This window comes from Pusillimonas minor (assembly GCF_014237865.1).
Taxonomy (GTDB): domain Bacteria; phylum Pseudomonadota; class Gammaproteobacteria; order Burkholderiales; family Burkholderiaceae_B; genus Neopusillimonas; species Neopusillimonas minor.
In genome coordinates, this window is record NZ_JACJUU010000002.1 from 413,481 (window position 1) to 438,383 (window position 24,903).

The 24,903-nt window shown below is 61.0% G+C and carries 19 protein-coding genes; 8 read left to right on the top strand and 11 right to left on the bottom strand.

Features of this window, described 5'->3' with window-relative positions; translation table 11 throughout:
* Nucleotides 1-129 precede the first annotated feature (129 nt).
* Entirely contained in the window at nt 130-1,203 is a 1,074-nt protein-coding gene (locus tag GTU67_RS04670) for an MBL fold metallo-hydrolase (RefSeq protein WP_185778969.1), read from the top strand.
* Nucleotides 1,204-1,311: 108 nt separating this feature from the next.
* On the opposite strand, the gene GTU67_RS04675 is transcribed toward GTU67_RS04670, so the two are convergent.
* The gene (locus GTU67_RS04675; RefSeq protein ID WP_185779035.1) at nt 1,312-1,941 is read right to left on the bottom strand and encodes a LysE family translocator; all 630 of its coding nucleotides are present in this window, start codon (nt 1,939-1,941) and stop codon (nt 1,312-1,314) included.
* A gap of 37 nt (nt 1,942-1,978) precedes the next feature.
* Here GTU67_RS04675 and metC point away from each other — a divergent pair, with 37 nt between their 5' ends.
* The gene (gene metC / locus GTU67_RS04680) at nt 1,979-3,175 is read left to right on the top strand and encodes a cystathionine beta-lyase (RefSeq protein WP_185778970.1); all 1,197 of its coding nucleotides are present in this window, start codon (nt 1,979-1,981) and stop codon (nt 3,173-3,175) included.
* Nucleotides 3,176-3,209: 34 nt separating this feature from the next.
* Here the strand turns inward: metC and GTU67_RS04685 are convergent, their stop codons facing one another.
* From GTU67_RS04685 to GTU67_RS04700, 4 genes are all read right to left on the bottom strand, one after another.
* On the bottom strand, nt 3,210-3,839 hold the full coding sequence (locus tag GTU67_RS04685; RefSeq protein ID WP_185778971.1) for a thiol:disulfide interchange protein DsbA/DsbL: 630 nt from the start codon (nt 3,837-3,839) through the stop codon (nt 3,210-3,212).
* A gap of 46 nt (nt 3,840-3,885) precedes the next feature.
* A complete protein-coding gene (locus GTU67_RS04690; protein WP_185778972.1) occupies nt 3,886-4,605 on the bottom strand; it encodes an SPOR domain-containing protein in 720 nt (239 codons plus the stop codon).
* 12 nt (nt 4,606-4,617) lie between these two features.
* Nucleotides 4,618-6,303, bottom strand: coding sequence for an arginine--tRNA ligase (argS, locus tag GTU67_RS04695; RefSeq protein ID WP_185779036.1), 1,686 nt, complete (start codon nt 6,301-6,303; stop codon nt 4,618-4,620).
* A gap of 80 nt (nt 6,304-6,383) precedes the next feature.
* Nucleotides 6,384-10,319 carry a phospholipase effector Tle1 domain-containing protein gene (locus GTU67_RS04700; protein WP_185778973.1) on the bottom strand — a complete coding sequence of 1,312 codons (3,936 nt, stop codon included), beginning with the start codon at nt 10,317-10,319 and terminating at the stop codon, nt 6,384-6,386.
* Nucleotides 10,320-10,411: 92 nt separating this feature from the next.
* Between GTU67_RS04700 and GTU67_RS04705 the strand changes: the two genes are divergently transcribed.
* Nucleotides 10,412-10,756 carry a DUF1840 domain-containing protein gene (locus GTU67_RS04705; protein ID WP_185778974.1) on the top strand — a complete coding sequence of 115 codons (345 nt, stop codon included), beginning with the start codon at nt 10,412-10,414 and terminating at the stop codon, nt 10,754-10,756.
* 261 nt (nt 10,757-11,017) lie between these two features.
* Here the strand turns inward: GTU67_RS04705 and leuA are convergent, their stop codons facing one another.
* Nucleotides 11,018-12,712 carry a 2-isopropylmalate synthase gene (gene leuA / locus GTU67_RS04710; protein WP_185778975.1) on the bottom strand — a complete coding sequence of 565 codons (1,695 nt, stop codon included), beginning with the start codon at nt 12,710-12,712 and terminating at the stop codon, nt 11,018-11,020.
* Between the two features lie 318 nt (nt 12,713-13,030).
* The gene (locus tag GTU67_RS04715) at nt 13,031-13,567 is read right to left on the bottom strand and encodes a hypothetical protein (RefSeq protein WP_185778976.1); all 537 of its coding nucleotides are present in this window, start codon (nt 13,565-13,567) and stop codon (nt 13,031-13,033) included.
* 16 nt (nt 13,568-13,583) lie between these two features.
* Between GTU67_RS04715 and rpoN the strand changes: the two genes are divergently transcribed.
* The 3 genes from rpoN to bfr all read left to right on the top strand — a co-directional run bounded on the left by rpoN (nt 13,584) and on the right by bfr (nt 16,015).
* Nucleotides 13,584-14,987 (top strand): RNA polymerase factor sigma-54, encoded by a 1,404-nt coding sequence (gene rpoN / locus GTU67_RS04720; RefSeq protein WP_488153842.1) that lies wholly within the window; start codon nt 13,584-13,586, stop codon nt 14,985-14,987.
* A 140-nt stretch (nt 14,988-15,127) separates the two neighbouring features.
* Nucleotides 15,128-15,406, top strand: coding sequence for a (2Fe-2S)-binding protein (locus GTU67_RS04725; RefSeq protein ID WP_370318066.1), 279 nt, complete (start codon nt 15,128-15,130; stop codon nt 15,404-15,406).
* A 129-nt stretch (nt 15,407-15,535) separates the two neighbouring features.
* On the top strand, nt 15,536-16,015 hold the full coding sequence (bfr, locus tag GTU67_RS04730; protein WP_185778978.1) for a bacterioferritin: 480 nt from the start codon (nt 15,536-15,538) through the stop codon (nt 16,013-16,015).
* Between the two features lie 233 nt (nt 16,016-16,248).
* Here the strand turns inward: bfr and GTU67_RS04735 are convergent, their stop codons facing one another.
* From GTU67_RS04735 to GTU67_RS04750, 4 genes are all read right to left on the bottom strand, one after another.
* Nucleotides 16,249-16,881 (bottom strand): hypothetical protein, encoded by a 633-nt coding sequence (locus GTU67_RS04735; RefSeq protein ID WP_249417575.1) that lies wholly within the window; start codon nt 16,879-16,881, stop codon nt 16,249-16,251.
* Nucleotides 16,882-17,021: 140 nt separating this feature from the next.
* Nucleotides 17,022-18,629, bottom strand: coding sequence for a peptide chain release factor 3 (locus tag GTU67_RS04740; RefSeq protein WP_185778980.1), 1,608 nt, complete (start codon nt 18,627-18,629; stop codon nt 17,022-17,024).
* A gap of 80 nt (nt 18,630-18,709) precedes the next feature.
* Nucleotides 18,710-21,442, bottom strand: a complete 2,733-nt coding sequence (locus GTU67_RS04745) for a hybrid sensor histidine kinase/response regulator (protein WP_185778981.1) — start codon at nt 21,440-21,442, stop codon at nt 18,710-18,712.
* A gap of 240 nt (nt 21,443-21,682) precedes the next feature.
* Nucleotides 21,683-23,089 carry a DEAD/DEAH box helicase gene (locus GTU67_RS04750; protein WP_185779037.1) on the bottom strand — a complete coding sequence of 469 codons (1,407 nt, stop codon included), beginning with the start codon at nt 23,087-23,089 and terminating at the stop codon, nt 21,683-21,685.
* Between the two features lie 225 nt (nt 23,090-23,314).
* Between GTU67_RS04750 and GTU67_RS04755 the strand changes: the two genes are divergently transcribed.
* Both GTU67_RS04755 and GTU67_RS04760 read left to right on the top strand, forming a co-directional pair.
* A complete protein-coding gene (locus GTU67_RS04755) occupies nt 23,315-23,935 on the top strand; it encodes a LemA family protein (protein ID WP_185778982.1) in 621 nt (206 codons plus the stop codon).
* Nucleotides 23,936-23,943: 8 nt separating this feature from the next.
* A complete protein-coding gene (locus tag GTU67_RS04760; protein ID WP_221893275.1) occupies nt 23,944-24,834 on the top strand; it encodes a TPM domain-containing protein in 891 nt (296 codons plus the stop codon).
* Nucleotides 24,835-24,903 lie beyond the last annotated feature (69 nt).

Consider the following 24,903-nt stretch of genomic DNA (forward strand, 5'->3'; position numbering starts at 1 on the left):
AGGTTTTAAATGTTTATTTAAGTGTTTATTCTAGCGAAACCTGAAAATTTTAGTATTAACACTGGGTTAAGATAAATCCAAACAGCAGATCAAAGTGAAATTTTTTACGTTGTACCGGAGACGCCCTGCATGAACCCGAACGAACAAAAACTCAGTTATCCCATGGGCAACACCATGCCCGAGCCCGGTCAGGCTATGACGGTGGCCGATGGCGTGCGCTGGGTTCGCATGCCTTTGCCTTTTGCGCTTGACCATATCAACTTATGGCTGATGCGTGACCAGATCGACGGGCGCGAGGGCTGGACAATTGTGGATACCGGGGTGTCGCGCGAGCCTGTAAAAGCGCTGTGGGAAGATATTTTCAACACCCAGCTTGAAGGCCTGCCGGTGCTGCGCGTGATTGTGACGCATATGCACCCCGACCACGTGGGCCTGGCGCATTGGTTGTGCGAACGGTGGGGCGTGCAGTTATGGATGTCGATGACTGATTTTGCGATTGCCCGGTTGTGGTCACGCCCGGCGGCGCCGGGTGATGCCGGCGCGGGTGGCGGAACAGGCGGTCACATTGCGTTGCAGCACTTCTTGCGTCATGGCTTGCAAGACCCCCAAGCCCAGGAAAAAATCCGTGAGCGCGGCAAGTATTACCCCAGCCACGTACCCGATATGCCCGCCTCGTTTATCCGCATCATGAACGATGACCGTCTGCAAATCGGGGGGCGCGAGTGGCGCGTAATTATGGGTTACGGTCATGCGCCCGAGCATGTTTCGCTGTATTGCGACACCCTGAAGGTCCTTATTTCGGGCGACATGGTATTGCCGCGCATTTCAACCAACGTCAGCGTGTTCGACTTCGAGCCCGAGTCAAACCCCCTGCCCTTGTACCTGAAGTCGCTGCGCGACTACGACGAGCTGCCTCACGATACGCTGGTCTTGCCCTCGCATGGCCGTCCGTTTGTGGGCTTGCACGAACGCATTGCCCAGCAATGCACCCACCACGCCGAGCGCCTTGAAGAGGTGTATGCCGCTTGCGCCCGCCCCACAACGGCCGGCGAGATCGTGCCCATGATGTTCAAACGCGAGCTCGACCCGCATCAGTTGTCTTTTGCCATTGGCGAGGCGCTGGCGCATTTGCATGCGTTGTGGTTCGAAGGCAAGCTGAAACGGGTGTTTGAAGACGGCGTTTACCGGTTCAGCCACGTGTGAAGTGTCGCGTGTAAATGCCGGCCAACGCGTGCCGTGTGACTACGGCACGCGTTGGCCGGCATGCGCGGTATTTATGCGTGGCTTGAATTGCAGTATTTACGTGGGTGTTTATTGCCGCCCTGCCATCAGCAACCTGACGGCCAGGCCCACGAACACCAGAGCCGACCCTCGGTTGATAAGCCGTTGCGTAGTGGCCGACTTTTGTAAATGCTGGCTGAACCAGCCGGAAAACAGCGCAATGCAGGCAAACACCACAAATGCGGCCAACATGAACAAGGCCCCCAGGCTAACCGTTTGCAATGCCACCGAACCGCGTGCGGGCGACGTAAATTGGGGCAAGAAAGCCAAAAAGAACAGCGATACTTTCGGGTTGGTCAGGTTCATGAAAATGCCCCGCCGATACAAGGCACCATACGACAATTGCGGCGGACGGGCATCGGTGCGGGTACTGACGGGGGCACGCCATGCGCCCCAGGCCAAGTACAGCAGGTAGGCGGCACCGGCTAGTTTCAGGGCCGTAAAAGCGGCCTCTGAGGCAGCAAACACGGCAGCCAGGCCGACCGCAACGGCCACGGTATGGCCGACCAGGCCGGTGCACAGGCCCAGCACCACCATCATGCCCGACGTACGGCCCCACAGGGCCGATTGCATAAGCACGAACAGGTTGTCGGGCCCAGGGCTAAGCGCCAGCAACACGGCGATGCCGAAAAAAGACAGGGCAAGATCGAAAGTCAGCATAAGGCGATTCGGGTCGGGGTGAGGTAGTATATACCCCATGAGCGCTTCAAAAAATCACCACCTTGACACCCTGTTAATGCATACGGGCATGGCGCCTTTCGACCCGGCAACGGGCGCGGCGCCGGTCGCCCTGCCCTCGGTGCGTACCAGCACCGTACGTTTTGAAAGCCTTGATGCCCTGGCCAAAGCCCGCGCCACCCAACTGGCCGGCGACCGTGGCGTGACATACGGCCGCATTGGCATGCAAACCCACGAAGCCCTCGAGTCTGTGGTGTGTGCGCTTGAAAGCGCCGAGCGTTGCTTTCTGGCGCCGTCGGGCTTGTCGGCCATGACGCTGTCGGTCATGGCGCTGCTGGGGGCCGGCGACCATATGCTGGTGTCCGACAGCGTGTATGGGCCCATGCGTTATCTGGATAAAACCGTCCTGAAACGCATGAGTATCGATGTGACCTACAGCCGTGCTACGGTCGCCGACCTCGAACCATTACTGCGCCCGGAAACCCGCGTGCTGTATGTCGAATCGCCGGGCTCGTTGTTGTTCGAAATGCTCGATATCCCGGCATTGGCCCAGTTTGCGCGCAAGCATAACTTGCTGCTGGTAACAGACAACACGTGGGGGTCGGGTTACTTGTATCGTCCACTGGAGCTGGGCGCGCATGTGTCGGTCATGGCGGGCACCAAGTACATTGGCGGGCATTCTGACTTGATGCTGGGGGCCGTGGTGGCCAACGATGCCGACGTCATTGCGCGGCTGAACCAGACGCACTATGCCATGGGGTATTCGATTAGTGCCGACGACGCCTGGTTGGCCTTGCGCGGGGTGCGTACCCTGCCGATCCGCCTGCGTCAGCATGCGCAAAATGCGCTGCGGGTATGCCAATACCTGGCCGGGCGTGACGACGTCGTCAAGATTTTCCACCCGGCCTGGCCGGGTGACCCGGGCCATGCGTTGTGGCAACGCGACTGCCATGGCTCCAACGGCATGATGGCGGTCGAGCTGAAGCTGACGCCCGCGCAGGCCGAAACGTTTGTAAACGCCCTGACCTTGTTTGGTATCGGGTTTTCGTGGGGGGGCTACGAAAGCCTGGTGCAACTGATCGAGCCCGGCGCCATTGCCGTCCACAGTTATTGGTCGAAATCAGACAACGCCATTGTGCGCCTGCATATCGGGCTGGAAGACCCGGCCGATTTAATTGCAGACATTCAGCAGGCGCTGGCCGTTGCCGGGAAGTGACCTTTAACCTGGGGCCACCCCCCGCCAATACCGCTTATTTTGCCTGCAGTACGTCGTCCAGAAGCTTCTGGGCCTGCGTGATGGTGCCTTCGTAGCTGCCGGTCATGCTGGGCGACGTGGTGTATTTGCCGCCAATGCCCAGGGTGGGTGTGCCCTGGATGTCGTAGGCTTTTTCAAGCTCTTTGGCGCGGGCGACCTTCGAGGTTACGCCAAACGAGCGGGCGGCTTCTTCGTACTGTTTGGGGTCAACGCCTTGGGTGGACAGCCACTGCGCAATGGCGCCGCTGTCAAAAATGCGCTTGCGCTCGGTGTGCAGTGCCTTGAAAACCTTGGGGTGAAGGTCAAGGCGGCCAAGGCTTTCAAGCGCGTAGTACAGGCGCTGCAGGTCGACCATGCCGGCATTGAACGCAACCGGTACGCGGCGGATGACGACATTTTCGGGCAGTGTCTTTTCCCATTTCTCGACCATGGGTTCCATGGTGGCGCAATGCGGGCAGGCATAGGCAAAGAACTCGAGCACTTCGATTTTGCCGGGGGTGTCGGACGGCTGTTCGGGCGTTACTTTGGTGAAGGCGCCTTGCGCGTTTGCCGAGAGGGGCAGCAGCGCTGCCAGGCCCAGTGCGGCCGCAGAAAGCAGACGGGAAACAAAGGTGTTCAATGCCATGAGTAGTCCTGTTCAAAAGTAAATTAAAGGCCGTGTGGTTGCGGGTTTAGGGCTTGACCACAGTCGTGTCGATTTTGGCGTTGGACAACGTAACGCGCGATCGGTTCATGTCGTCGATGCCTTTGTAGGGGCCGACTCGCACGCGGTACAGGGTGGTGCCATTAATTTGTGCCGGTTGCACTTGCGCTTGTTCGCCCAGCAACAAAATGCGCGCGCGCATGGCCTGGGCATCGGCTTCGGCCCTGAACGCCCCCGCCTGCAGGTAGTAGGTGGTTTGCGTGCCGGGTGCCGGCTTTGCCGCAGGCGCAGCGTTGTTGCCCGCCGATGCGGCGGGCGCTGCCGGGCGAGATGTGCTTGCCGCAGGCGCTGGAGGTGTGGCGGCGTTGTCGGGTGTGGCGCGGGGCGCAGCAGGGCTGGGTGCGGGTGCGCCCAGTGTGGTCAGCAAGGCCCCGATGTCGTCTTGCAGCGTTACCCCAGATGCGCTGCCGGGCAGGGCCTGCGGTGGTGTTACCGCGGCAGGGTCGACCGGCGCCCCTGCACCGCCCCGGCCCATAAGGGCCTGGTTTGGATCGGGGGCGTCGCGCACGTCGGGGAGTAGTGTGGTGGGCGCCGAACGACTGAACTTGTCTGCAAACGGCATGGGGACCTGCGTAACAAACCACGCAACGCCGGCCGCAATGGCCAGGCCCAGAATAAGCCCGAAAAGCAGCGTGAACAGGGTGCTGCCCTTGAACATCGAAGCGTTGGATTTGCGACTTTTTGCCATAGGTACCGGTAATTACATCTTTTCGGGCGCCGAAACGCCCAGTAGTGCCAGGCCGTTGGCCAGTACTTGCCGTGTGCCCTGTGCCAGGCGCAGGCGAGCCAGTTTCAGGGCTTCGTCGTCGACCAGGACACGTTCGGCGTTATACCAGGCGTGGAAGTCGGCCGCGCAGTCGCGTAGCCAGAACGCAATGTGGTGAGGCGCCAGTTCGTTGGCGGCCAGCGTGATGGCGGCGGGGAACTCGGCCAGGCGCTGCAGCAGGGCGAACTCGGTGGGCGCGACCAGGCGACTGATGTCGGCCGAGCCAAGCTGCGCGGCTGTAGGCGCCGACTGCGCAAGCATGGAGCAGATGCGCGCGTGAGCGTACTGGATGTAGTAAACCGGGTTTTCTTCGCTTTTTGAAAGCGCCAGGTCGATATCGAAGACGAATTCGGAGTCGGCGCGGCGCTGGGCCAGAAAGAACCTTACGGCGTCTTGCCCCACCCATTCGATCAGGTCGCGCAGGGTAACGTAGCTGCCGGCCCGCTTTGAAATTTTGACTTCGGCCCCGCCCCGCATGACCTTGACCATTTTGTGCAGGATGTATTCGGGGAAGGTTTTGGGAATGCCCATATTCAGGCCTTGCAGGCCGGCCCGCACACGCGCGATGGTGCCGTGGTGGTCGCTGCCCTGAATATTGATGGCGCGATGGTAGCCGCGTTCCCATTTGGCGACGTGGTAGGCCACGTCGGGCACAAAATAGGTGTAACCGCCTTCCGATTTGCGCATGACGCGGTCTTTGTCGTCGCCGGTGCCCAGTTCGGTGGTGCGCAGCCAGAGCGCACCTTCGTTTTCGTAGGTGTGGCCGTTGTCGACCAGGGTTTGGACAGCCTTTTCGACGCGCCCGGAGGTATAGAGCGAGCTTTCGAGGTAGAAGTTGTCGAACTTCAGGCCAAACGCCTGCAGGTCGAGGTCTTGCTCGCGGCGCAGGTAAGCCACGGCAAAGTGGCGAATGTCGTTAAGGTTGTCGAGGTTGCCGGTTGCCGTGACCTCGTCGCCATCGGCCGCCTTGACGGTTTTGCGCGCGATGAAATCGTTGGCAATATCAAGAATGTAGTCACCCTTGTAGCCGTCGGCGGGAAACTGGGGGGCGTCGGGGGCGATGCCCCGTGCGCGCGCCTGCACACTGATGGCCAGGTTGTCGATTTGGTTGCCGGCGTCGTTGTAATAGAACTCGCGGGTAACGTCGAAGCCCTGGGCGGTGAACAGGCGGCATAAAGAGTCGCCCAGCGCGGCCTGGCGCGCATGGCCCACGTGCAGCGGCCCGGTGGGGTTGGCCGAAACAAACTCGACCAGAATCTTCTGATGATTGGCGGGCTGGCTGCCGTAGCGTTCGCCTTCGTCTTGCAGCACCTGCAATACCGCCTGGCGCGCTGCGGCGGTCAGGCGGAAGTTGATGAACCCGGGGCCGGCGATGTCGGCCGTTTCGATAAGCGCAGCGGTTTCGGGCTGGGCCATAAGCGCGTCGACAATGTGCTGGGCCAGTTCGCGCGGGTTGCGGCGGGCAGGCTTGGCCAATTGCATGGCAATGTTGGTGGCCATGTCGCCATGTGCGGCGATTTTCGGGCGTTCGAGCGTAACCGCAGGGGTGGCGTCGGGGACGACTTGCGAGACGGCGCGGGTAATGAGCGCGATAAGGGTATGTTGTTGCCCGGGAAGCATAAATAAGACGTGATGGTGAAAAGAAAAAGCAAGCTTGAATGATAGCGTGATTTGCCGGGTGCTGTCGTGGCGGCGCCCGTTCAGGGCGTGTCTGGCGGGGGCCATGCCATCACCGTTTCGAGCCAGCGGGTGTAGGCAGCCATGTCAACGGTGGCCACTTCGCTGCCGGCGCTGCGGCGCCAGTTGTCGTAGCGGTCGATGAAGGCTTCGGCGGCCGCCCGGCTGGCGTGGCCCAGGCGCGCATGCTGGTCTTGGTAGGTGTGCCACAGTGTGCCGGCAGCACGGTCAAGGCGCCGGTCGCCGTCTTGCAGGCTGCGCAGGGTGGCGCTGCGGTCGTCGTGAAGGTAAGGGGCATTGACGGCAGTGTCGCCGGGTGTGCCGTCGGCCAGTTCGACCCCGGCGGCGCGGGCCTGCCACAGCATCCAGTTCAGGGCCACGTTGTGCAGGTCGCCCCGGCGGTTGGGTTGGCCCTGGCTGTCGTACAGCACGCCGCCGCCAATGTCGGCATGGGCCCCGACAAACGGGGCTTCGACCACGTTACCGGGTTGCGTGTCGGCGGCACCGGCCAGCGGGAACAGCGCGCGCCGCTCGTGCAGGGCGATGGCATGGGCCACCCATTGCCAACCGGCGTTTACGGTCAGGTCGTAGGCGGCATTGTGCTGGCCGTTCAGGCCAAACTGAGCCACGGTGTCGAACAAGCCCATAAAGCGCAGGTCGACACAGGCCGTGACCAGGCCGCGCTGAAGGTCGTGAAACGAGAATAAGCCTTGGTTGACGTACTGGCTGACCTGATTGCCGAAATGCCGGGCCATCGCTGCGCCGCGCGAATAGCCAATAATGTCGATGGGTATGGCCGCATCGGGCGTGGCAGGTGCGGCTGCGAGGGTATTGAGCAGCGACTGCCACTGGGCGTCAATAATGCGGGGTGCACTGTAGGCGGTGACGGCATCCCAATCCGTGTTGTGCGGGTTGCCGGGGCCGGGTTGGTAGAACACGGTGTCTTCGGTATAGCGTTGGCTCAGGCGCCAGACGTTGGTGTGGGTGCTCATGTCGTTGCGGGTGCCGTCGAAGGCAAACAACAGCAGGCCCAGGGGGTCAACATGGCGGCGCGGTTGCCCGCCAGCGTATCCCAAGGCTGCGTTTCCGGGCACGGGGCCCAGCGGGTCCGGCTCCAGGTAATGGCCAAAATCCGGGTCGTAGGTGCGCAGCAGGTTGTCGTGCCAACCGGTCATGTCGTCAAAGTACTGGCCCGGTGCGCGCAGGTTGAACGTCAATGTTGGCGTTGTGGTTGCAGGGCGGTTAACGATGACGGCTCGGCCCCAGGGTTCGTAGTCGGCCTCCCAAACGATGTCTTGCCGCGAGTTGGTGATCCAACGCGGTGCGCCCGTCAGGTCGGCGTGCACGTAAAACAGCGTGCCGTCTGGGGCGGCCGGGGTGTAATCGATGAAACCAATGGGCACATGGTGCGCATAGATATAACGTCGCGACACGCGTGCGCCTGGGCTTGCCTGGCGGTTCCCGGGCGCAGCCGTGTCGCCCGTGGCGCTCGCGCCGGGTCGCCAGGTTTCGGCCGCCAGGCGGCGGTCAAGAAACCAGTAATGCGTGGTGCCTGCCGGGCTTGTGCGCCGGATGCGCTGGCCGAAAGCGTTGTGGGCATAGGTAATGCTTGTGCCATCGGCTTGATGCACCGTTTTCAGGCGTCTGTCGGGGCCGTAGGCAAGCTGCCGATGGCCCACCTGTACAGGCAGGCCATCGGCGTTGCGGTTAATGCCGGGGTACTGTGTGGGGGACGCTGCCGACGTGCGGACGGCAAGGGCGGCGCCGTTGTCGTCATGGGCATACCAAAACGGCCGGGCCGGTGTGGCGTTTGCCGGGTGTAAACGTGGTGGGCGTGTCAGCAGTGGGGCCTGCTGCGGGTATAGCGTTGCGGCGACAAGCCGCGAGGTCCGGTCGTGCTTGTAAACATACCGTGTAAATGGCAACGGATGTGCGGGCGGTGCGTTGTTCGGACGCCGGAAAACATGCTCGGTTACAACGCGGCCTTGCGCATCGTGCGCGTAGCGCTGCGCCCGCAGTATGTGTCGGGCCGGCGTGCCCCCCGACATCAACAGCCAGCTTTCGTCGGCCCGCAGCGCGGTCAGCAGGTGAATGCCGTTGCCGAACGCGTACCCTTTGTTTTGCCTGTTGTTGCGTGTGCCTGTGGCCTTGCCGATCACTGCGTGGTGGTGGCCGGCGCGAGTTTCCCAACTCACTGCCAGCAGTTGACGCCCATGCCCCCAGGTGTAGTGCAATGCGCCCCCTTCGGCCACGTCATGACGAATCAGCCGGTGTTGTGCGTCGTACGCAAAGCGTTCTGTAAATGGTTCGGGCCCGTTATCGGGGCGGGAGAGTGTCCGTGCCACGAGTCGGCCTTGCGTATCGTGACGGCGGTATTCAGTTTCGTTGGGGTGGTGTACCTGCGTTAATTGGCGGCCTTGCCACTGCAGTTGTGTTTCGACGGCGGGCGTTTGGGTATGACTCCGGGCTAGCAGACGCACGGGGCGCCCCTGAGTATCGTACGTGTATTGCCAATAGCCGCCGCCCGCGAACCGGCGTTGCAGCGGCAGCCCCTGTGCGTCGTAGACCAGGGTTTCCGTCCCTGTCAGGGTAGAAAACCAGGCGTGGCGCTGCCCCTGGGCGTTGTAGTGCAATGCCAACCCGGCCCAACCCGCATGGGCGGGGGCGATCTCGCGCAGGCGTTGCCGGGTGTCGCGGTGCAGGGTGGTGCCGTTGACCTGTGTCAGTTGCCCCAGGCGGTTGTAGCTGGCCCGCGTACCGGGCGCGGGGCACCCGGGGCAACCCGCGCCAGTAACGGCCGTCAGCCGGGCGGTTTGGCCTTGCACGTCAAAGTCGATCTGGGTGGTGCTTTCCGGCGGGGCCGGCGTATTGGCCGGTGGCGAGCGGGCAGATAAGGCCTTGATGCGCCGCACTTGTGTGTGTTGCCGCCCGGGCCGGGTCTTGTGATAGGCGACGGCATAGGCGTGGTCCTGGTCTGCATACTGGATAACCTGTCCACTTGGGTTGTAGGCCCAGCGCCCGCCCCGGTGCCGGGCGCCGAGGGGTGGCGCGCCGATGTTGTCGATGCCCGTTAATGCGTAAGGGTTGCCTGCTTGCCGGGTCGGGTCGTACTGGTATTGCCGACGCGACCCGTCGGGCCGCTGCATGGCAGTCAACCGAAGATGTGGTTCGTCGCCGGCTTGCGCGTAGTCGTACATAAACTGCCCTACCGGGCTGTCGACCGCATGCAAATAAGCCCGGCCTTCATGAACCCGATAAGAAAAATGCAGTGCGGTGTCGCGCGGCTTAAGGTTTGTGCGGGCTTGCGTTTGGCCGGGCGCGCCGGTGATGTCGACGGTTTTGACGGCATGCAGCAGTGGCCCGGCGGTGTCGTGTCGCAAGATATGCAACGCGGTGCCGTCGGGCCGCCTGATTTGGGTTAGCCAGCCGGCGGCGTTAAACCGCAGTTGTTGCTGGTTGGGCCACACCCAAAGCCAGTCGCCGGCTTGTGCATGCAGTTTGCCGTGGGTCGGTGAAAAGAAGCCATTGCCGGTACGCGCCAGGCGCAGCCGGGCGCCGTTGGCCTGGGTAATGACGGCAACCTGGCCAAACGACTGTACGCGGATGTCATAGTCAAGGTGCCAGCCTTGCCCCATGAACGAGCGGCGGCGGTCGTTGGCGCTGTAATGACGTGTCAGTGCGGGGTGCGGTTCGCCTGTTGTCGACAGCAGGTCGGTTTCGTACTGATACTTGTTGCCGCTGGCCAGGTCAATAGGGTTGCCGGCGCTGGTATTGATTCCCGGCTCGGTACCGACGAGGTTGATGCTGCCGGGCGCAGCGCATGGCGAGCCGCCGGCCGGTGTGCTGTTGCAGGTGCCCGGATGCGCCTGTGCCAGGCATGCCCCGGCCACGCCACAGAGCAGCAGTGTCGCCAGCCGGTACCGTGCGGGCCGCAACCCGGTAATGAATAAATGCCGCATATCCGCCCCTTGCTTTTGGTTCGGTTATTGTGCGGCTTGGCAACCGGAAAGACTTGGGGTAGTGTACGAATATAGCCATGAGGAGAACCACCATGCTCGTCGTATTTCGTGCAAAGCCGGCCGCCGAGGTCTTGATGTTTGCCCAGCATGCCCGCGACATTCTCTCTGCTGCTGGGCGCCACTACGACACCCTGCCCGAACGCGGCGTACTGACCGCGGCGCAGTTAGACGACCTTATCAAGGGTCTCGAGCGCGCCATTTCCCACGACACCGCCTCGCCGTTTCAAGACGAAGACGACGAAGAGAACGATGTTAAAGAACACCCCATATCGCGGCCGGTCACGTTTCGCCAGCGCGCGTTTCCGTTAATGGCCATGATGAAAATGTGCCGCGACCATAATGCCGACATCACCTGGGAGCCGGCGCCGGTCTGGTAAGGTACGCGCGGCGGTTTGTCTGTGCGCGATTGATGTCGGCGCTTTAGATGGGCGTCGACACCGTACTGATTGCCCCTTGGCCTGGCAAGCCACGCTTTTTACTTTGTCGCCCCAAAAACAAACCCCGCAGCTTTCGCTGCGGGGTTTGTTTTATGCATAAGTCTTTTTGCGTGTTGACGGCAGGTTCTGTCGGCGGCTTGTCGCCGCCGTATCGGCATATTTCCGGGTAGTTGTTTATTTGGAAATACGCCTGTGGTGCCTTTAAGCAGCAGCCTTTGCGGCCTGGGCCACCATGGCGGCGTTGCGGTTGACCGCACTTAAAATAGCCAGGAACGACGCGGTGACGATGTCGGCGTGAACACCCACGCCAAAGCCGGGGCCGGCGTCGCCGACGCGCACTTCGACGTACGATGCCGCGCGCGTGTCGGTGCCGATACCAATGGCATGCTCGTGGTAGTCGAGGATGCTGACATCCATGCCCAGCGCGTTGACAAAGGCCGAAATGGCGCCGTCGCCTTGACCTTTAAGGTGGCATACCTTGCCGTTGTGCTCAAGCTCGACTTCGATGGCAAAGTGGTGGCCGGCCTGGGCGCCTGGGTCGCCGGTAATGCGGTGGCGTACCAGTTTCCAGGGGCGCTCAAGGTCAAGGTATTCAGAGCGGAACAGTTCGTAGACGTCGTCGGCGGTGACTTCGCGGCCGGTTTCGTCGGTGACGCGCTGAATGGCGCGGCTGAATTCGATTTGAAGACGGCGCGGCAAGACCAGACCGTGTTCTTGTTCGAGCAGGTACGATACGCCGCCCTTACCCGACTGGCTATTGACGCGGATGACTGCATCGTAGCTGCGGCCTACGTCGGCCGGGTCGATAGGCAAATAGGGGACTTCCCAGAGCGCGTCGGGCTGTTGCTGTGCAAAGCCTTTTTTGATGGCGTCTTGGTGCGAGCCCGAAAACGCGGTAAAGACCAGGTCGCCCGCATACGGGTGACGCGGGTGTACCGGCAACTGGTTGCAGTATTCAACGCAACGACGCACTTCGTCGATGTCGGAGAAATCGAGGCCGGGATGCACGCCCTGGGTGTACAAGTTAAGGGCCAGGGTGACCAGGCACACGTTGCCGGTGCGCTCGCCATTGCCAAACAGGCAGCCTTCGACGCGGTCGGCGCCGGCCATGACGGCCAGCTCGGCGGCCGCAACTGCAGTGCCGCGGTCGTTGTGCGGGTGCACGCTAAGCACAATGCTGTCGCGGTTTTTAAGGCGCTTGCTGATCCATTCGATTTGGTCGGCGTACAAATTAGGTGTTGTCGCCTCGATGGTGGCCGGGCAATTCAGGATGATTTTCGATTCGGGTGTCGGGCCCCAGGCCTCGACGACGGCATCGCACACGTCAAGCGCAAACTCGGGCTCGGTGGTGCTGAAGACTTCGGGGGAGTACTCGTAGCGCCAGGAGGTTTCGGGGTGCTTGCCTGTGTAGGCCTTGACCAGTTGCGTGCCTTTTACGGCCAAGGCGCGTACTTCGTCTTTGGTCATGTTGAACACAATTTTGCGGAAGGCGGGCGCGCAGGCGTTGTACAAGTGCACAATGGCCTGCTTGGCGCCGGCGGCGGCTTCAACGGTGCGTTCGATCAGGTCTTCGCGCGATTGCGTGAGCACAATAATGGTGACGTCGTCGGGGATACGGTCTTCGTCGACGAGCTTGCGGACAAAATCAAAATCGGTCTGCGAGGCCGACGGAAAGCCGACTTCGATTTCTTTGAAACCGATTTTGATCAATTGTTCGAAGAAGCGCAGCTTGCGCTCGACGCTCATGGGTTCGATGAGCGACTGGTTGCCATCGCGAAGGTCGGTGCTCATCCAGATGGGGGGCGCCGTGATGGTTTTATTGGGCCAGGTTCGTTCAGAGAAGTCGCGCGCGAACGGCACGAACGGACGGTATTTGTCGGAAGGGTTCGAGAGCATATTGCACCTGTTTCACTAAGTTTGTTGCTGCGCGTTACCCGTAAACATCGAATGAAGATTCGGCATCAACCCAAGGTTGGCATAAAACGGATAACGAAATACGGAATGGGGGCGTGGCTGAACGGCTGCCGGACTGCCACATGACGCTAGGCCCGGCAACCGATCGGTAGCAGCAGCGATAGCGAGAGAGGGGAGAGTGTGCCGGCCGTACCCGCAACCTGGCCGGCAACGGGGTTGCCGGCAGCATGCAGAGGGGTAAAGGCCTGGGTGTTCATACCCCATAGTCAACCATATTTGCGGCCGCTTGGCAAGTATGCGCTAGGGGCCCGTGCGCGACAGCAGGGCGGCATGCTCGCGCGAGAGCTGGATTTTCGCGGCCCGGCCGCGGCGCAGTTCGGTGGCGGTTTGTTGCAAGTCTCCAACAGTTATCGGGAAGCGGGTGTCTTCCCATACCCAGCGCAGCACCGTAAGGGCGGGTTCGGACAACTGCGCGACCAACCCGGCAATGACGTCGGCGCCGACCATGCGGGCATCGACCCGGCGCCTGCTGCTGCGCACAAAGGCCACCAGAAAATAGGCCATAATAAGTGTGCACAGCGCTGCCAGCGCCCACCAGAAGAACGGGTTGTACCGCTTTAGCATTTGCGTAACCGGCCCGCCCAAGGCTTCGAGCCCCGAGTAATCAATACCCCGGCCAAAAGCCACCAGCCGAGTCAGCAGTTCGAACCACAGCACGGCCACGACGACCACCACCACGGTACACACGATTTTGTGCGTTGCGGTAAGTTTAAGCAGGGTTTGACGTAACGCGGCGTGGTCGCGGGCGGTGGGCTGGCAGGCTGGATCTGTTTTCATGCGGGCTATTTTACCTATGCAATCGCGACACTCGTTAGAACTGCGGCAACACCAGAACCTGGCCCTGACGCCGCAATTGCAGCAGTCGATCAGGTTTCTGCAGTTGTCGGCCCAAGACCTGGAGCAAGAAGTGGCCCAGGCGCTTGCCGACAATCCGTTGCTGGAGCGCGAGGGGGAGTACGACGCCGATGATAGCGAAGCCCGGGCCGATACGCCATCGGATGAATACGTAGACGATAGCCCGCTGACGGCGGGGGTTTCGGGCGCAGGGCGCAACGATTTCGACGACGATGGCGGCCCGGATGTGGGGCAGGCCGTCACTTTGCGCGACCATTTGCTGCAGCAACTGCACGTCACACGGGCGGGCAAACGCGATCAGGCCCTGGTGGAAATTCTGATCGAAGAGCTGGACGAAAATGGCTTGCTGGCGGGGTCGCTGGACGACGTGCTGGGGTTGCTGCCCGACGAACTGGCGGTGGACGAAGATGAGTTGCTGGCCGCCCTGCGCCTGTTGCAATCGTTTGACCCGCCAGGCGTCGGGGCACGCTCAACGGCCGAGTGCCTGGCTTTGCAGTTGCGCCAGCGCGCCGCGCACGACCCCGACGTCATGGCGTGTGCGATGGCGTTGGTAACGCAGCATCTTGATTTGCTGGCCCAGGGCAATGCCGCTCGCCTGGTGGCCGCCCTGGGGTGTTCGCCCGAGGTCTTGCGGCAAGCCCATCAGCTGATTCTCACGCTCGACCCAAAGCCTGGGCGGGCCTGGTCGCAAAGCGTGGCGGACTATATAGTCCCCGAACTGGTGGTCGTCAGGGGCAAAAAAGGCTGGGAAGCTCGCTTGAACGGTGCGGCGGTGCCGCGCTTGCGCGTAAACCCGGTCTACGAGCAATGGGTGCGCGAAGACCGCAGCGGGGCAGACCGCTCAGAGATACAGGCCCAATTGCAGCAGGCGCATGGCCTGGTTAAAAGCGTGGCGCAACGGTTTGAAACTGTCTTGCGAGTGGGGCAGTTTATTGTGCAGCACCAGCAGGCATTTTTTGACAAAGGGGTGCAGGCCATGCGGCCGTTGGTGTTGCGTGACATCGCCGAGGTTCTCGAACTGCACGAATCTACGGTGTCGCGTACGACGCGTCAAAAGTACATGCAAACCCCCTGGGGCGTGTTCGAGCTGAAGTACTTTTTGGGTACCGCCCTGGGCGGTGAAGGCCTGGCGCCGGCAACGTCGGCCACAGCGGTACGCGCCATGATCCGCGAGCTTGTGCGAGCCGAGCCGCCCGCCAAGCCGCTGTCTGACGCCAAAATCGCCGAGAAACTGGCTGAGAAAGGGGTCGATGTGGCTCGTCGAACGGTGGCTAAATACCGCGAACTTGACGGCATCGATCCTGCATCGGTACGCAAAGCGCGGGCCGGCATGTCGGCCTGACTTAAGCCGGGCTTTTGCGTGGCAGGTGCGCGGTATGGTCAGATGCACCGGCAAGTGCCAACCAGTATGGCTCGCTGTAACGGGTTACAAAATTATCGGGTTTTGTCGCATTCAGGGTATTGCACGCACAAAGAAACTAGATGATAATTGTTCTCATGTTCATTTGTATCTGTAACGCCATCACCGAGCGACAAGTCAAGGCAGCCGTTGCTGCCGGCGCTCACAGCATGTCCGACCTGCAAGCACAGCTTGGGGTGGCATCGTGCTGTGGCTGCTGCGCAGACACCGCCGCCGAATACCTGCCCGGGGGCCGTCAGGCATCGCACCAAACGGTTCACCCGTTGGGCGACCTGGTCGAACCCGCCGCCAACGATGCGGCACCCGCAGTATTCGTCGAAGTTATCGCCTGCCGGGCCTAATTTCGCGCTGCGCTCAACATAACAATGCCCCGGCGGTACCCGTCGGGGTGGCTGTTTTCTTCGCGTCCTTAATGAAATTCTCATCATGGCGTGGTAGCCTTTAGGTCTGCCCTCTCCAGGAGAAAAAACATGAAAGGCGACGCCACCGTAATCCAGTTTTTAAACAAGCAGCTCAAAAACGAGCTGACCGCCATCAACCAGTACTTCCTGCATGCCCGTATGCTTAATCATTGGGGCTTCGACAAGCTGGGCAAACACGAATACGACGAGTCTATCGGCGAAATGAAACACGCCGACCGCCTGATCGAGCGCATTTTTATGCTCGACGGCCTGCCCAACCTGCAAGACCTGCACAAGCTGCTTATCGGCGAAGACGTTCCCGAATTGCTGGCCTGCGACCTCAAACTGGAATCGGGCGCACAAGACACCGTTAAAGAAGCCATTGCGTACTGCGAGTCTGTCCGCGACTACGTCTCGCGCGACCTGTTTCAAGACATTCTTGACGACACCGAGGAGCATATCGACTGGCTCGAAACCCAGATCGAACTGATCGACAAGGTCGGCCTGCAAAACTACCTGCAGTCGCAAATGAGCCACGACGCGTCGTAATCAATGTTCCGGGCCATCGTGCGGTAGTCCGCGTTGGCCAAGTCAGGCAGTGTTTGGCGCCACAACAAAACCGCTCTGCCATCTCGTTAAAAAGCCGCCTTCAACCGGGCGGCTTTTTTGTTTGTCGTGTGCATCATGGGCTGCAGGCACAATCGGGTGGCGCCCTGTAAGAAATGTCTCTGGATAATGATCATTGAGAGCACCAATGGTCGGACCAGCCGTTGCGTCTTTTGTTAAAAGTTTTTGGCCGGGCAGTCTTCGACTTTGCCCCAGGCGTTATTGGGGGTGCAGTATTTGTTGCGCGCCGCCCAGGCGCAACTGGGGCGGTCAAAAAAGCTTTGCGCGTTGCAGGCTTGCAAGTCGGTGCGCAGTTGCGCCAGCCAGGCCGACGGGTGTTGCCCTTGCTGGGCAGGTACGCCGCCGGCATTGTCTGGTGTGGGCGCAGGGGGCTGGTCGGGCATGTCGACGGGTTGCAGCGGCGCATTGGGTTGCCCGCCCTGTTTGCCCATAGAAGAAATCAGGTCGCCGACATCGGCGATACCCATCAGACGCCCGCTTTCGAGGGCGGCAATTTGCTCGGCCTCGGCCATGGTGATGCGCGTTGTGGCAATAGAAATAACGTTAGAGGCCAGCAAGCTTGTGGGGTTTTCGTTGACGACTTCCCAGGTGACAGGTTCGAACGGTTCGGGGATAGCCAGCCGGCCATTGACCAACGGCTGCGGGGGTTGTGCAGAAAACGGTTGGCCGTCGGCGTCGAGCACCGGTACAGGCGCGATTTCGGGGCGGCCGGGTGCGGCTGATGCCAGGGGGCCATTGGCGACCAACCATTCGCCCAGACGCAAGCCGCTCCAGGCAGAGGCAGCCATAAAAAGGGCCAAAACGGCAAAAATCACACGCCAGGACATCCGAAACCTTGGTAGCTGAAGTTATCCGAAGTATAAAACGTTCGCTTCTAACCGAACGTGAACACATCTATTCAAACGTAAAAACAGGCTGAAAATTTGAACTACTTTGTAAACACCTGGCCGCCATGCTCGCGCATGGTGTGGAAGGTGATGTCGGGGTAGAGCTCTTGTACCACGCGCAATTGCGCTTGTGACGACGCCAGAAATGCCGGGGCCTCGACCACGTCGTAGGCAATATTGGCGGCGTTGCTGTCGATGAATTTCTGCAACGTTTTGGCATCGCCGGCGGTAATCCAGCGCGCCAGACTGTAGCGTGACGACATCATCCGGGCCTCGACGCCATACTCGGTTTTGAGCCGATGAGCCACGACCTCGAACTGCAACTGGCCTACTGCACCCAGCAGCAAGGCGCCGCCTGCGGCAATGGGCCGGAACACCTGAATGGCACCCTCTTCGCCCAGTTGGGTCAGGCCAGTGCGCAATTGCTTGGTACGCAAAGGGTCTTTGACTTCAACGGCTTGAAAGAGTTCGGGGGCAAAGAAGGGCAGCCCGGTAAATTGCAGGTTTTCGCCTTCGGTCAGTACGTCGCCCAGGTGCAGCACGCCGTGGTTGGGGATACCGATAACGTCGCCGGCGTACGCCTGTTCGACCAGTTCACGCCGTTGCGATAAAAAAGACACCACGTTGTTGGGGCGAATTTCTTTGCCGGTGCGCGAAACCTTAAGCCGCATCCCCCGGTTGAATTCGCCCGAGCTGACGCGCACAAACGCCACGCGGTCGCGGTGGGCCGGGTCCATATTGGCCTGCACCTTGAACACGACACCGCTGAATTTGGGCTCGTCGGGCTGCACCAGGCGTTGTACGGCCTCGCGCGGGCCGGGTGGCGGCGCCAGGTCGACCAGGGCGTCCAGTACTTCTTGTACGCCGAAATTATTGATGGCCGAGCCGAAGAATACCGGGGTTTGTTTGCCGGCCAGAAAGGCGGCGTGGTCGAATTCGGGCGCGGCCGCTTCGATCAGTTCGATCTCGTCGTTTGCTTTGGCAAAGGCATCGCCAAAGCGCTGGGCGATTTCCGGGTTGTTGCGCCCTTCGATCAGGTCATCGTCGTCGCTGCGGCGCTCTTGCCCGGCGCGAAACACCCGCATGCGGTCGCGGCGGATGTCGAACACCCCGCCAAACGAACGGCCCATGCCCACCGGCCACGAAAACGGCACGGCATCCATGCCCAGGTGCGCTTCGATCTCGGACAGCAGATTCAGCGGCTCCTGGACTTCGCGGTCGAGCTTGTTGATAAACGTGATGATGGGCGTGTTGCGCGCCCGGCAAACTTGCAGCAGGCGGATGGTTTGGGGCTCAACGCCGTTGGCCGCGTCAATCACCATCAACGCCGCATCAACCGCCGTCAGCACGCGGTAGGTATCTTCCGAGAAGTCTTGGTGCCCTGGGGTGTCGAGCAGGTTGATCACGCAATCGCGGTATTCCATTTGCATGACTGACGACGCCACCGAAATGCCCCGCTGCTTTTCAATTTCCATCCAGTCGGATGACGCATGGCGGCTGGCCTTGCGGGCCTTGACGCTACCGGCGATTTGAATCGCGCCCGCGAACAGCAGCAGTTTTTCGGTGAGCGTGGTTTTACCCGCGTCGGGGTGGGAAATAATCGCAAAGGTGCGCCGACGGGCGACTTCGGAGGCAATAAGGGATGACATGAATGAGTGAGTGCGGTTGAGCGCCGTCGCGCCAGGCGACGGCATGGGCAAAGCAAGCCCCCATTGTAGCCGGGGTTTGCTTAGCCCAGCGCCTTGCGAAGCTTGGCAGCCAAATCGCTACGCCGGTAGGGTTTGGCCAAAAGGTGTACACCCTGGTCTAAGCGCCCATGGTGAACAATGGCGTTTTCGGTGTAACCCGACGTATACAGCACCTTCAGTTGCGGGCGCAGGGCCATGGCCTGATCGGCCAATTGGCGGCCATTCATGCCGCCTGGCATAACCACGTCGGTAAACAGCAGGTCGATATCGTTATGGCGTTTGATCAGGTCTAGTGCCACCTGGCCGCTGGCCGCTTCGGTGACGCGGTAACCCAGGCCTTTAAGCTGGGTGACCACATGCGTGCGGACCAGGTCGTCGTCTTCGACCACCAAAATATGTTCGTGGCCGGGTACTACCGCGCGGGCAGGTTCGAAGGCGTCGTCAATGCCTGTTGGGTTGGCGCGGGGGAAGTACAGCCGGATGGTCGTGCCCTCGCCAATTTCCGAATAAATTTTGATGTGCCCGCCGGACTGTTTTACAAACCCGTACACCATCGACAACCCAAGCCCGCTGCCCTTGCCGGCGGGCTTGGTGGTGTAGAACGGCTCGAAAGCTTTGGCGATCACCTCGGCGGGCATGCCGGTGCCCGTGTCCGACACTGAAATCATGACATACTGGCCGGGTTTGACGTCGGGGTGACTTTCGGCGTAGGCGTCGTCAAGGCGGGCGTTGGCGGTTTCGATGGTTAGTTTGCCGCCGCCGGGCATGGCGTCGCGCGCATTAATGGCCATGTTCAAAATGGCCGATTCGAGCTGGCTGGGGTCTACCTCGGCCGGCCACACGCCGCCGCCCCGCACCAGTTCAATATCAATGTCTTCGTTCAGGGCGCGTCGAAGCAGGCCTTCGATGCCGCTGACCAGCTTGTTGGTGTCGATGACTTTGGGTTCCAGCGCCTGGCGTCGTGCAAAGGCCAGCAGCCGGTTGGTCAGCTCCGCGCCGCGTTCGGCCGCGCTGGCCGACATTTCGGCAAACAGCCGCAACGACGGCTGGTCGTCAAGCGACTCTTTAAGCAGTTCGGCGTTACCCAGAATAACGGTCAGCAGGTTGTTGAAATCGTGCGCAATGCCGCCGGTCAGTTGGCCGATGGCCTCCATTTTTTGTGACTGGTTCAGGCGTTCGGCCATTTCCCGCCGTTCGGTGACGTCGCGGAAGTACACCGCCAGGCCCTCGGAGCTGGGGTAGGCGTTGATCTCGAACCAGGTGTTTAGAGGAGCGAAATACAGTGAAAATTCGACCGCCGTATCGTCGGCAATGGCTTTTTCGTATTCGGTCTTGATGATGGATTCGGCCGCTTCGGGGAAGGCCGCCCATAGATTGCGCCCGATCAGGTCGTCATAATTGCGCCGCAGCAGGCGCTCGCCTTCGGCGTTGATATAAGAAAAACACCACTGCTTGTCGAGCAGGTAAAACGCGTCGCTCATGCTGTCGAGCGTTTGCGCCAGGCGCTGGGCCAGCATGAGCGACTGCTGACGCGCCTGAACGTCGGCGGTGATGTCTTGAACAACGCCGTTCAGCAACCGCCCGTCGGGTGTGATGGTCAGTTCGGCGACGCCGCGTATATAGATGATTTTGCCGTCGGGCCGCACGATACGGTGGTTGAGTTCGAACATGGGCAAGGGGTTGCGCATGTACTCGGCCACGTAGGCCTCGAACGCAGAGCGATCGCCCGGGTGAATGAGGGCGGTGTAGGCCTCGACCGAGTGACCAAACCCGGCAGGCGTTTGCCCGAACATGGTGTAAATGTTGTCGGACCAGACAATTTCATTGGTGTCGATGTTGAGTCGCCAGATGCCCAGCCCCAGCAGACGTTGCGCCATGCGCAAATTGGCTTCGTACTCTGACAGCCGTGCGTTGGTTTCTTTCAGTTCGCGCGATCGCACCAAGATGTCGGTAGCCAGTTGCTTGTTGTGGCTCTCGATCAAGTGAGCGTTGGCGGCGCCCATATCGCCATCGTTATGGCTTTCGGCCAGCCTTACAAACTCGGTGACGTCTTCAACGCGATGAACAATATAGGCGACATTGCCTTCGTATCCGAAAATAGGGCTGTTGACGGTGCTCCAGAAGCGCTCTTCAAACCCGCCACCCAGTTCGGGCGGGCGAGGAATGGGGTAGCGCTGTACCGCCATACTGTCGGTATGGCGGCTTTCTACCACGCGGGTCAGTGAGCGTTGAAGAGCGGTGACGCCGTCGAGGTCCGTGTCGTTCGGGTCGGCCGGGAAGGCCTCGAACAAGTGGCGGCCTTTGATCTCTTCGCGCTTTCGCATGGTGGCCGCAAGGTATTCGTCGCTGGCCGACACGATGGAAAGGTCGTTGGCATCGATAACCATGAATTTGCCGGGTAGCGCCTCGACGAAGGTTTGCAGGTGAGTGTTGGCGGTAACGTTGCGAATGACGACCAGCCGAGCCTGCGTGCCGTGGTAGACCAGGGGTTGCGACAGGACGTCGGCATATATAATTTTGCCGGCCTTGGTGCGGTGGCGCCACATATTGCCGGTGCCGCGCTGCCCTGCAACCTGCTTGACCATTGCCAGCAGGCGGGGCACGTCTTCGGGCGGCCGTATGGCCGCAATCGTCATGTTCAGGAACTCTTCGTGCGTGTAGCCATACACTTCAGAGGCCGCGCGATTGGCCGCCAGGATGCGCAGGCTATCGGGCTCGTAGACGAGCATCGGGTCGGGGTGGTTCTCGAAAAAGAAACCGATTTCTTCAGGCATGCTGCGGCCCCGGTGAAAGACAGAAAGTGAAAACAGGTGTTACTGATTCTATCACCGCAACTCGCCCCGTAAAGCGCGTGCAGATTGGGTCTTTCCCTGATGCATGGCGCTATACGCATGAAGGGCGCATTGGGCAGTGCACGTGGCCTGCTTAATGCGCCCTTCATGTTTTTAAGGATGCCAACGCTGCAGTTAACCGTTGATGACAACGGTTAACAAACAGTGCATCGCTACCGGATACTAGCTGCCCGAGCGGGCTGTGCTGAAACCGGCGTCGCCCGAACGGTGTGGCCGGCCAGTGTTAGACCGGTTCCCGCCATTGCCTGCAGGCCGCCCTGCGCCGCTGCGGGCGTTGGCGCCGGGTCGTCCACTGCCGCTACGACCGTTGCCCGAGCGGTCGCCGCCGGGCCGGCCGCTGCCTTCTGGGCGGCTGCCGCCGTGGCGCCGGCCTTGTGTCGGGCGAGGCGGGCGCTCGGGGGTGGTGTCGGGCTTGACCATGCTGGGCGTCCAGCCGTCAATAGTCGTGCGTTCGATCGGGCGGCGGATCAGTTTTTCAATGGCCGTCAGCAGTTTGATTTCGGTTTTGTCTACCAGCGACAACGCCGAGCCTTCGCTGCCCGCACGGCCGGTACGACCAATGCGGTGAACGTAGTCTTCGGGCACGTTGGGCAGCTCAAAGTTGACCACATGTGGCAGGCTGTCAATATCGATGCCGCGCGCAGCGATATCGGTGGCTACCAACACGGCGACTTTGCCGTCTTTGAAGCCGGCCAGCGCGCGGGTACGGGCGGCCTGGCTTTTGTTGCCATGAATAGCGGCTGCCGACAGCCCGTCTTTGACGAGTTTCTCGGCCAGGCGGTTGGCGCCGTGCTTCGTGCGCGTAAACACCAGCACCTGATGCCAGCCGCTTTCGCGGATGATGTGGCTGAGCAGGTCGCGCTTGTGCGATTGTTCGGTGAGCACGACGCTTTGGTCAACCAGTTCAGACGCGGTGTTGCGGCGCGCCACAGAGATTTCCTGGGGGTCGTTCAGCACGCCTTTGGCCAATTCGCGGATTTCGTCAGAGAACGTGGCCGAGAACAGCAGGTTCTGGCGCGTTTTAGGCAGCAACGCCAGAATACGGCGAATGTCGCGAATGAAGCCCATGTCGAGCATGCGGTCGGCTTCGTCCAGCACCAGAATTTCAACACCGGAAAGGTCGATGGTTTTTTGCTGGGCGTGGTCAAGCAGGCGGCCGGGCGTCGCTACCAGGATATCGACAGGTTTGCGCAAAGCCGAGATTTGCGGGTTGATATTGACACCGCCAAACATCACCATAGAGCGCAGCGAGGTGTGCTTGCCATAGACCTGTACCGACTCTTCAACCTGGGCGGTAAGCTCGCGGGTTGGGGTAAGAATCAGGCAACGGGGGCGCCCGGCCTTCATGCTGGCCAACGGCTTGTTTAACAGCCGGTGCAAAATGGGCAGCGTAAAGCCGGCGGTTTTACCGGTACCGGTTTGCGCGGCGGCCAGTAAGTCGCCGCCTTTCATAACTTGCGGTATGGCCTGGGCCTGGATGGGGGTGGGTGCGGTATAACCGGTATCGTTAACAGCACGCAAAAGGGGTTCGGCCAACCCAAGGTCGGCAAAATTTATAGTGGTAGACAAAAGAAGGGCTCCGGCGACAGCCTTGTCGTGAACGACACCAGTCTGGGCGGACGAGAAAACGGCCTGCAAAAGGCGGCCGATAAATGAGCACCGGGCCGGCTGGCCGGGTGCGGCGGGCATGTTGTGCCGCGCAACCTGCACGGTGACTGGCTCGTCGTGCAGGCCCGTATTGTAGCCCATATATAGGTTAAGCTTTTATTTTTGCAGCACTTAAGGACGCCACCCATGAAACGCGCATTGCTTTGGTTACTCATGCCCTTTATTACGTTGCTGCTGTCAGGCTGCGGTTACAACGAGATCCAGCGTCTCGATGAGCAGGTCAAGGCGGCCTGGTCGCAAACCCTGAACCAATACGAGCGCCGAGCCGAGCTGGTGCCCAAGCTGGTCAGTTCGGTCAATGCCTATATGGTCAACGAGCGTACGGTGTTAACCGAAGTGACCGAAGCGCGTGCACAAGTGGGCAAAGTCCAGGTCACGGTCAACGATCTGTCGAACCCGGCCGTCATGCAGCAGTTCGAGCAGGCCCAGGCGCAATTGTCGTCGGCACTGTCGCGGCTGATCGCGGTGTCAGAAAACTATCCCCAACTAAAAAGCGACGGCCTGTTCCGCGACCTGATGACCCAGCTTGAAGGCACCGAAAACCGTATCGCCGCCGAGCGCGGCCGCTACGTGCGCGCGGTGCAAGACTACAACGTCTACATTCGGCAGTTCCCGGCCCTGCTGACGGCCAAGTTATTTGGTTACGGCGTGAAAGAAAACTACGGGGTCGACCGCCAAGCCGAAATCATGCGTAACCCCGAGGTCAAGTTTGACGTGCCCGGTGCAGCGGCGCCGGCAGGTAATTGAACACGGTCATGATGACGCGGGTTAAATGGTTTGCGGTATTCATTTGGGCGGCCGTTCTTGGCCTTGCGCCTGCCCCGGCCTTGGCGCAAGACGTTGTCGTGCCGCCGTTGCAGGCCCGCGTCACCGACACTACCGGTACGCTCGATGCCGCTGCGGTGCAGGCTATCGACAGTCGCCTGGCGGCACTAGAGCAGCGCAAGGGCGCGCAAGTCGCCGTTCTGATGGTGCCCACCACCGGCACTGACAGCATCGAGCAATACGCCTTGCGCGCCTTTGAGCAATGGCAGTTGGGGCGCAAGTCGGTTGATGACGGCATATTGTTTGTTATTGCCAAAGACGACCGGGCGTTGCGTATCGAGGTAGGTTACGGGCTGGAAGGTGCCGTGCCCGACTTGCTGGCCGGCCGCATTATTCGTGAACAGGTCGTACCGCGTTTTCAGGCTGGCGATTTTGCCGGCGGGGTCCTGGCCGGTGTCGACAGCCTGATCCGTCTGGTCGACGGCGAAGACCTTCCGCCGCCGGCAACAAGCGCGGCTTCGACCGACGACGAGTCGTCAGACCTTTGGGGCCTTCTGTTTTTGTTGTTCTTCTTTTTTGCCACCATCCCCTGGGTGGCCGCGCCGTTAGTCGGTGTTGTGCTTTATGTGGTGTGGGGCAATGTTTTTATCGCCCTGGGCGGCGCCGTCGCGGCCTTCTTTGTCAGCCGTGCGCTGCGCGCGTGGCGAAACAAAGGGGGCGGCGGCAAGGGCGGCCCAGGCGGCGGTGGTATGCGCCGTCGCGCCGCTCGCATGGGTGCAGGGGGCTTTGGCGCCGGCGGGTTCGGCGGCGGCTTTGGTGGTGGAGGTTTTGGAGGGGGTGGCGGCAGCAGCGGCGGGGGCGGGGCCTCCGGCCGCTGGTAAACCATATAAAGAATGCCCGCCGCTGATGTCGCTAGCGGCTGAAGCGATAGCGGGGCTGGCCTGAACAAA

Coding starts and splice junctions, on each gene's coding strand:
- GTU67_RS04760 (WP_221893275.1), top strand. CDS start 23,944: ATGATGACGCGGGTTAAATGGTTTGCGGTATTCATTTGGGCGGCCGTT.
- GTU67_RS04715 (WP_185778976.1), bottom strand. CDS start 13,567: ATGAAAACAGATCCAGCCTGCCAGCCCACCGCCCGCGACCACGCCGCG.
- GTU67_RS04725 (WP_370318066.1), top strand. CDS start 15,128: ATGATAATTGTTCTCATGTTCATTTGTATCTGTAACGCCATCACCGAG.
- rpoN (WP_488153842.1), top strand. CDS start 13,584: ATGCAATCGCGACACTCGTTAGAACTGCGGCAACACCAGAACCTGGCC.
- argS (WP_185779036.1), bottom strand. CDS start 6,303: ATGCTTCCCGGGCAACAACATACCCTTATCGCGCTCATTACCCGCGCC.
- GTU67_RS04700 (WP_185778973.1), bottom strand. CDS start 10,319: ATGCGGCATTTATTCATTACCGGGTTGCGGCCCGCACGGTACCGGCTG.
- GTU67_RS04740 (WP_185778980.1), bottom strand. CDS start 18,629: ATGTCATCCCTTATTGCCTCCGAAGTCGCCCGTCGGCGCACCTTTGCG.
- GTU67_RS04690 (WP_185778972.1), bottom strand. CDS start 4,605: ATGGCAAAAAGTCGCAAATCCAACGCTTCGATGTTCAAGGGCAGCACC.
- GTU67_RS04735 (WP_249417575.1), bottom strand. CDS start 16,881: ATGGCTGCCTCTGCCTGGAGCGGCTTGCGTCTGGGCGAATGGTTGGTC.
- leuA (WP_185778975.1), bottom strand. CDS start 12,712: ATGCTCTCGAACCCTTCCGACAAATACCGTCCGTTCGTGCCGTTCGCG.
- bfr (WP_185778978.1), top strand. CDS start 15,536: ATGAAAGGCGACGCCACCGTAATCCAGTTTTTAAACAAGCAGCTCAAA.
- GTU67_RS04705 (WP_185778974.1), top strand. CDS start 10,412: ATGCTCGTCGTATTTCGTGCAAAGCCGGCCGCCGAGGTCTTGATGTTT.
- GTU67_RS04745 (WP_185778981.1), bottom strand. CDS start 21,442: ATGCCTGAAGAAATCGGTTTCTTTTTCGAGAACCACCCCGACCCGATG.
- GTU67_RS04675 (WP_185779035.1), bottom strand. CDS start 1,941: ATGCTGACTTTCGATCTTGCCCTGTCTTTTTTCGGCATCGCCGTGTTG.
- GTU67_RS04685 (WP_185778971.1), bottom strand. CDS start 3,839: ATGGCATTGAACACCTTTGTTTCCCGTCTGCTTTCTGCGGCCGCACTG.
- GTU67_RS04755 (WP_185778982.1), top strand. CDS start 23,315: ATGAAACGCGCATTGCTTTGGTTACTCATGCCCTTTATTACGTTGCTG.
- GTU67_RS04670 (WP_185778969.1), top strand. CDS start 130: ATGAACCCGAACGAACAAAAACTCAGTTATCCCATGGGCAACACCATG.
- metC (WP_185778970.1), top strand. CDS start 1,979: ATGAGCGCTTCAAAAAATCACCACCTTGACACCCTGTTAATGCATACG.